We start from the raw sequence: 8,480 nt of genomic DNA on the forward strand, positions 1-8,480 counted from the left end.
TTTAATTTAAGTGCTAAAACAGGCCCCTAAATGGGGCCTGCAAGGAGTCTTTCATGCAAAATTCACAAGAATTCAGTATTACGGAACTATCATTACCCAAAGGGGGAGGCGCTATCACGGGTATGGGTGAAGCGTTAACACCCACCGGACCTGATGGTATGACTGCATTGTCTCTGCCATTGCCTGTCTCTGCCGGGCGCGGCTATGCCCCCACACTCACGCTGAATTACAACAGCGGCGCTGGTAACAGCCCATTTGGTCTGGGCTGGGATTGCAACGTTATGACTATCCGCCGCCGCACACATTTTGGTGTTCCCCACTATGACGAAACTGATGCCTTTCTGGGACCAGAAGGTGAAGTACTGGTCATCGCGGATCAACCCCGCAATGAGTCCACATTACAGGGCATCAACTTAGGTACTACCTTTACCGTTACCGGATATCGTTCCCGTCTGGAAAGCCATTTCAGCCGATTGGAGTATTGGCAACCTAAGACAAAAAACGAAACAGATTTTTGGTTAATATATAGCCCAGATGGACAAGTACATCTACTGGGTAAATCGCCTCAGGCGCGGATCAGCAATCCATCAAAAACTTCACAAACAGCACAATGGTTATTGGAAGCTTCCGTGTCACCGCATGGTGAACAAATTTATTATCAATATCGCGCCGAAGATGACACAAGTTGCGAAGCAGATGAAATAACCGCCCATCCACAAGCCACAGCGCAACGTTATCTACACATAGTGTATTACGGCAACCAGACAGCCAGCGAAACGTTACCCTGTCTGGATAGCAGCGTTCCCTCACAAAAAAACTGGTTGTTCTATCTGGTATTTGATTATGGCGAACGCCGTAACGATTTGAAAACGCCACCAGCATTTACAACAACGGGTAACTGGCTTTGTCGTCAGGACCGTTTTTCCCGTTATGAATATGGTTTTGAGATCCGTACCCGCCGTTTATGCCGTCAGGTACTGATGTATCACCACCTACAAGCATTGGACAGTCAAATAAAAGGACATGATGAACCAGCGCTGGTTTCACGCTTGGTGCTAAACTATGACGAAAGCGCAATCGCCAGCACGCTGGTATTCGTTCGTCGAGTGGGACACGAACAAGACGGTATTGCCATCACCTTACCACCACTGGAGCTGGCATATCAGGATTTTTCACCGAAGCAGAACACTAGCTGGGAACCGATGGATGTACTGGCAAACTTCAATGCCGTTCAACGCTGGCAACTGGTTGACCTGAAAGGCGAAGGGTTACCCGGTCTGCTATATCAAGATAAAAGAGCCTGGTGGTATCGCTCCCCGCAGCGTCAGACAAGAAGTACCCCAAACGCTGTCACTTGGGAGAAAATAGAACCTTTATCTATTATCCCCTCCTTACAAAACAACGCATCACTGGTAGACATCAACGGCGATGGACAACTTGACTGGGTTATCACCGGACCGGGGTTGCGGGGATACCACAGCCAACGTCCGGATGGTAGTTGGACACGTTTTACTCCGCTCAACGCCTTGCCGGTGGAATATACCCATCCCCGTGCGCAATTGGCAGATTTAATGGGCGCTGGACTATCTGATTTGGTACTGATCGGCCCTAAAAGTGTTCGTTTGTATGCCAATACCCGCGACGGCTTCACCAAAGGGCAGGATGTGGTGCAATCCGGTGATGTAACACTGCCAGTACCGGGCGCCGATGCCCGTAAGTTGGTCGCTTTTAGTGATGTACTGGGTTCCGGTCAAGCGCATCTGGTTGAAATCAGTGCGACTAAAGTCACCTGCTGGCCGAATCTGGGACACGGTCGTTTTGGTCAGCCAATCACCCTGCCGGGATTCAGCCAGCCAACGACTGAGTTTAATCCAGCGCAGGTTTATCTGGCTGACCTGGATGGCAGCGGTCCAACTGACCTGATTTATGTTCACAAAAACCGCCTGGATATCTTCCTGAATAACAGTGGTAACGGTTTTGCTGAACCGGTGACATTGCCCTTCCCAGACGGTCTGCGTTTTGATAGCACCTGTCAGTTGCAAGTAGCCGATGTGCAGGGGGCCGGGGTAGCCAGTTTGATACTGAGCGTCCCGCATATGTCCCCCCATCACTGGCGCTGCGACCTGACGAACGAGAAACCGTGGCTGCTCAGTGAAATGAATAACAATATGGGCACCCATCACACCCTGCGTTACCGCAGCTCTGCCCAATTCTGGCTGGATGAAAAAGCCAAGGCACAGGATGCCAGACAAACACCAGTTTGTTATCTGCCCTTCCCAGTACACACCCTGTGGCAAACGCAAACAACGGATGAAATCAGCGGTAACAAATTAGTGACAACCCTACGTTATGCCCGCGGTGCTTGGGACGGACGCGAACGCGAATTTCGAGGATTTGGTTATGTAGAACAAACAGACAGCCATCAATTGGCTGAGGGCAGCGCACCAGAACGCACACCACCCGCTTTGACCAAAAACTGGTATGCCACCGGATTGCCCGTAGTAGATGATGCATTATCGTCAGAGTATTGGCGTGGCGATAATCAGGCTTTTGCCGGTTTTACACCACGCTTTACCGCCTGGACAAATAACGAGGATGTTCCACTGACGCCGGAAGATGACAACGATCGATATTGGTTCAACCGGGCGCTGAAAGGTCAGCCACTGCGTAGTGAGCTGTACGGACTGGATAGCAGCGCACAAAAAGAGGTTCCCTATACTGTCACTGAATTCCGTCCACAGGTACGCCGATTACAGAATACAGAGAACCAATATCCTGTACTTTGGCCATCGGTAGCAGAGAGCCGTAACTATCACTATGAACGTATTGCCAGTGATCCACAGTGCAGCCAGAATATCACGCTGTCCAGTGACCTATTCGGCCAGCCACTAAAACAGGTTTCGGTACAGTACCCACGCCGCAATAAGCCCGCCACCAGCCCGTATCCGGATATATTGCCTGATACGTTGTTTGGCAACAGCTATGATGACCAGCAACACAAATTACGACTGACCTATCAACAGTTCAGTTGGCACCATCTGACCAGCAATACCGTTCGGGTGTTGGGACTACCGGATAGCACCCGCACTGATACTTATGAGATAAACCACAATGAAGTTAACTGTAGTTTAAACCTGGAAACCCTGCGTGATAAAGATATCCTGACTACGTATGATAAACTGCGCAAATACTTCGGCCAGCAGCGAACGTTTTATACTGGCGGGCAAAGTAATACACCGACACGACAAGCGTTAATCGCCTTTACAGAAACGACGGTATTCGATGAATCCACATTGTCAGCGTTTAATGAAAGTATTAAACCTCAGGATTTGCCCGAAACTCTGAAGAAAGCCGGATATCAACAATCAGATTATCTATTCCCTCGTACCGGGGAAGGTAAAATCTGGATAGCCCGTCACGGCTACACCGATTATGGTACATCAACACAGTTCTGGCGCCCGCAAACGCAGAGCAACACACAGCTCACAGGAAAAATCTCACTAACCTGGGATGCAAACTATTGTGTCGTGATAAAAACACAAGACGCTACTGGCCTGACAACCTCAGCCGAATATGACTGGCGCTTTCTGACCCCTGTGCAACTCACTGACATCAATGACAATCAGCACCTTATCACACTGGATGCACTGGGCCGTCCAGTAACACAGCGCTTTTGGGGAACTGAAAATGGCGTAATGACAGGTTACTCCTCACCCAAACAAAAACAATTCTTCCCACCCACCAGTATGGATGCAGCTATTGCTCTGCAAGGATCTCTCCCTGTCGCACAATGTCAAGTCTATGCACCAGAAAGCTGGATGCCGGTATTAAGTGAAGACACCTTTAATACGCTAACGCAGGAAGAGCAGAAAACACTGCGCAATTCACGGATTATCACGGAAGACTGGCGTATCTGCGCACTGGCCCGCCACCGTTGGGTAAAAGGTCAAACAAAAGACACGCCATTGGTCAATCTGTTAACCCACAGCATCAGTTTACCCCCTCATAACCTTACTCTGACCACAGATCGTTATAACAGCGATTCCAAGCAACAAATCCGTCAACAAGTGGTATTCAGTGATGGCTTTGGCCGCTTGCTGCAAGCAGCCACCCGACATGAGGCCGGTATGGCCTGGAAACGTAACGAAGACGGCTCTCTGAACATAAATGTCAAACATACGGAGACCCGCTGGGCAGTGACTGGACGGACAGAATATGACAATAAAGGACAACCGATACGAACCTATCAGCCCTATTTCCTCAACGATTGGCGTTATGTCAGTGATGACAGCGCGCGGCAGGCAAAAGAAGCTTATGCAGATACCCACGTTTATGATCCCGTTGGTCGGGAAATCAAGGTTATTACCGCGAAAGGTTGGTTTCGTCGAACCTTGTTTACTCCCTGGTTTACTGTCAGTGAGGATGAAAATGATACAGCAGCTGAGGTGAAAATATAACTTGATAAACCCCGCCCGGCTGACGGGCGGGAAGCATAGATAGAGGTGAAAAGTGTCGTTAAAAATGCCGTCAGATACTCAACTTGTTATCTGGTTGATCATTGGTTTTATTGCGGCCTGGGGCGGATTAGTAAGATACCTCATTGATATACAGAACAAACAATACAAATGGAGTTGGATTAACGTCCTCTGCCAACTCATCATCTCCTGTTTTACCGGTATCTTGGGAGGATTACTGAGTTTTGAAAGTGGCGGCAGCATCTATATGACTTTTGCAATTGCCGGGCTATTCGGCACAACGGGAAGTACCGGGCTGAACTGGCTCTGGCGTCGCCTTCTTATGCATCAGGGAGGAAAGTAATGGAGGATTTTCGTTGCAACAAGAAGCCGTCTGTCTCCCGCTATAACGGGAATATCACAACAGGGAAATTATATCCAGGGAACAGAATTCAGCATTAATACATTGTCATGCAGATAAAACTGCGATTGCAGAAATTATTAAACACAGCAAAAGAGGTAAATCATGGAAAACTTTGACCCAAAATTTTATCAACATACCCCTACAGTCAACGTCTTGGATAACCGTGGCCTGACTATTCGTGACATCGGTTTTCGTCGTTCCACCGCAAACAGTACTACCGATACCCTCATCACCCGCCATCTGCATGATACCCGCGGGCACCTGATCCAGAGCATTGACCCGCGCCTGTATGAAGCCAAACAGAAAGACGACACGATAAAACCTAACTTTCTCTGGCAGTATGATTTGACCGGTAATATTTTGTGTACAGAAAGCGTCGATGCCGGTCGCACTGTCACACTAAATGATATTGAAAGCCGTCCAATACTGACCGTAACCGCAACAGGTGCCAGACAAACCCGGCAATATGAAACCTCTCCTCTGCCTGGTCGTCTGCTATCCGTGACCGAACAAGCACCGGAGGAAAAAACACCCCGCATCACCGAATACCTTATCTGGGCCGAGAATACGCCAACGGTGAAAGCTCATAACCTTGCCGGGCAGTGTGTACGCCACTACGATACGGCAGGAGTCACCCGACCAGAAAGCCTGTCGCTGACCGGTACCGTTTTATCACAGTCCCAACAATTACTGGATGATAAGAATGGCCGGGGAGAAGCTAACTGGGCAGGTAATAACGAAACTACTTGGCAAAATGTACTGACCAATGAAATCTATACTACCCGGAGCACCTGTGACTCCACCGGCACTTTACTGACTCAGACCGATCCGAAAGGCAACATGCAACGTCTGGTCTATGATGTGGCCGGGCAATTAAAAGCAAGCTGGCTGACCGTAAAAGGCCAGAATGAGCAGATTATTGTTAAATCTTTGACCTATTCCGCCGCCGGACAGAAATTACGCGAAGAACACGGTAACAACGTTATCACCGAATACACTTATGAACCGCAAACTCAGCGTCTGATAGGTATTACCACCCAACGTACAAACAACAGTAAACCAGGAGCCAAAAAGTTGCAGGATTTACGCTATAAATATGATCCTGTGGGGAATATTATCAGCATTCGTAATGATGCAGAAGCCACCCGCTTCTGGAAGAATGAGGAAATAAAGCCAGAGAATACCTATACCTACGATTCCCTGTATCAGCTTATCAGCGCGACAGGGCGTGAAATGGCTAATATCCGTCAGCAAAGTATCTCCTCTCCGGTAACCCCCCTGACTTCTGATAACAACACCTATACCAAATATACTCGCAATTACACTTACGACGATGGCGGTAATCTGACCAAAATCCAGCATCGTACATCTGCCCCCCAAAACAACCACACCAGAGGTATCACCGTCTCGAACCGCAGCAACCGGGCGGTGCTGAGTACACTGACGAATAAGCCGGAAGAAGTGGATTCATGGTTCGATGCGGGCGGCCACCAGAAGACGTTGAACCAAGCGATAAGGAATAAACTGACTGATAAGCCGGCAGAAATGGATTCATGGTTTGATGACCCTGCACAAGTGGATCCATTAATATGGAGACGGGAGCAAAACCTGAATTGGAATACACGGGGCGAGTTACAACAAGTGACACTGGTAACACGAAGCAAAAAACCACCAAAAGAACCACAAGAAAAACCGCAACAGGAAACATGGGACAATAGCACCAATAATGACCAAGAATGGTATCGCTATGACAGCGATGGCATGAGGCGTCTAAAAATCAGTGAACAGAAGACCGGAAACAACACCCAGCAGCAACGAGTAACTTATCTGCCGGGCCTGGAGCTACGTACTACTGGCTCAACCAGTAAAACAACAGAGGATCTACAGGTCATCATAGTGGGTGAAGCGGGCCGCGCACAGGTACGGGTGTTACATTGGGAGAGCGATACACCAAAAGATATCAGCAACAATCAGCTACGTTACAGCTACGATAATCTTATCGGTTCCAGCCAACTCGAACTGGATAACGAGGGACAAATTATCAGCCAAGAAGAATACTATCCATTTGGCGGTACAGCCATGTGGGCAGCAAATAGCCAAACAGAGGCCAGTTACAAATTTATTCGTTATTCAGGCAAAGAGCGGGATGCTACCGGGCTGTATTATTACGGGTATCGGTATTATCAGCCGTGGGTAGGACGGTGGTTAAGTGCCGACCCAGCCGGGACAGTAGATGGGCTGAATGTGTACCGGATGGTGAGGAATAATCCAGTAACTTTGCTTGATCCCGATGGATTAATGCCAACAATTGCAGAACGCATAGCGGCACTGCAAAAAAATAGAGTAACAGATTCAGCATCTTCTCTAGCGAATGCCACAAATGTAACAACAAATCCTCGTCCTTCAGTAGCACCAAAACCTATTTCAACTAAAGCACAAACGAGTAACCAATCAGCTACACCACCAATAAGCTCTACAAGCATAAAATCAATAACATCGACATTATCTGTTGCTACTTCATTGAACCCTGTAGAACATGAATCTGCTGCTGAAACCTCTCCGCCAGAAAGTTCCCAATCCAGTGCCTTAGGTACTACTTCAATGGATATACAGAAAAAAAAATTTACTTTATATAGAGCAGATAACAGATCCTTTGAAGAAATGCAGAGTAAATTTCCTGAGGGATTCAAAGCCTGGACTCATTTAAATACAGAGATGGCACGAAAATTTACTAACATTTTTACTGGCCTGAAAGACACTTCTGGTTTACCTAAAGAAACAGCAGAAAATATAAACAAATGGGGACAAAATCCGCAATTAAAAGACCTCTCAACTTATATAAAATATACCAAGGACAAATCTACAGTATGGGTTTCTACTGCGGTTAATACTGAAGCAGGCGGACAAAGTTCAGGGGCTCCACTCTATGAAATTACGATGGATCTTTATGAGTTTGCTATTAATAAAAAAACATTAGTTTCACTGCCGGAAGGAAGGACTAAAAACATGGTTCCTTCACTCTTACTTGACACACCAACAATAGATACAGCATCGATAATTGCACTTAATCATGGGCCTGTAAATGACGCAGAAATTTCATTCCTGACAACAATTCCACTTAAAAATGTAAGACCTTATAAAAGGAACTAAAACTTAATCTATTTCTAAAAATTCGCTGATTTTACATTCAGGATTTTTAATCACCAACCGTCTTTAAGGACAAGCCATGAGAAAATATTTATCTCATGGCTTTCTTATTTTCACTATTACATTCAAGAATAGTAAAATATTTTAACTTTATCACTAATATACCCGTTATATTTCAAGTTGCCTCTTTGTTGGCTGCGCTCGCTCACCCCAGTCACATAGTTTGCTATGCTCCCGAGGATTCGCTCCCTCGCCGTCGCGATGCATCTTGAAAGCTATAGGGTATAATAAATTTAACTTTTCACACGGTAGTGACCGTTTTCATGGGGAAAAACTTCACGAGTTCCGGCGCGACAGAGCCGCCCAAAGGCGGCCCGGCCAAGTTCAAACTGTACAACCTCTAACGAAGATCCACTGGAAACCATCAACGTGACTGCTCCCCGCCGTAAACGGCG

At 47.2% G+C, this 8,480-nt stretch carries 2 protein-coding genes and 1 pseudogene; all 3 read left to right on the forward strand.

Going from position 1 to position 8,480, the window contains the following annotated elements; translation table 11 throughout:
• The first annotated feature begins 53 nt into the window (after positions 1-53).
• Positions 54-4,457, forward strand: coding sequence for a SpvB/TcaC N-terminal domain-containing protein (locus tag ACGF63_RS08490; RefSeq protein WP_387630088.1), 4,404 nt, complete (start codon positions 54-56; stop codon positions 4,455-4,457).
• A gap of 64 nt (positions 4,458-4,521) precedes the next feature.
• On the forward strand, positions 4,522-4,818 hold the full coding sequence (locus ACGF63_RS08495) for a phage holin family protein (protein ID WP_023043406.1): 297 nt from the start codon (positions 4,522-4,524) through the stop codon (positions 4,816-4,818).
• A gap of 162 nt (positions 4,819-4,980) precedes the next feature.
• A pseudogene (locus ACGF63_RS08500) lies at positions 4,981-7,185 on the forward strand (RHS repeat-associated core domain-containing protein); the annotation flags it as partial.
• Positions 7,186-8,480 lie beyond the last annotated feature (1,295 nt).

This window comes from Photorhabdus sp. RM322S (assembly GCF_042879395.1).
GTDB lineage: Bacteria > Pseudomonadota > Gammaproteobacteria > Enterobacterales > Enterobacteriaceae > Photorhabdus > Photorhabdus khanii.

Excerpts from the sequence above, each read along its gene's own strand:
- ACGF63_RS08495 (WP_023043406.1), top strand. The coding sequence starts at position 4,522 with ATGCCGTCAGATACTCAACTTGTTATCTGGTTGATCATTGGTTTTATT.
- ACGF63_RS08490 (WP_387630088.1), top strand. The coding sequence starts at position 54 with ATGCAAAATTCACAAGAATTCAGTATTACGGAACTATCATTACCCAAA.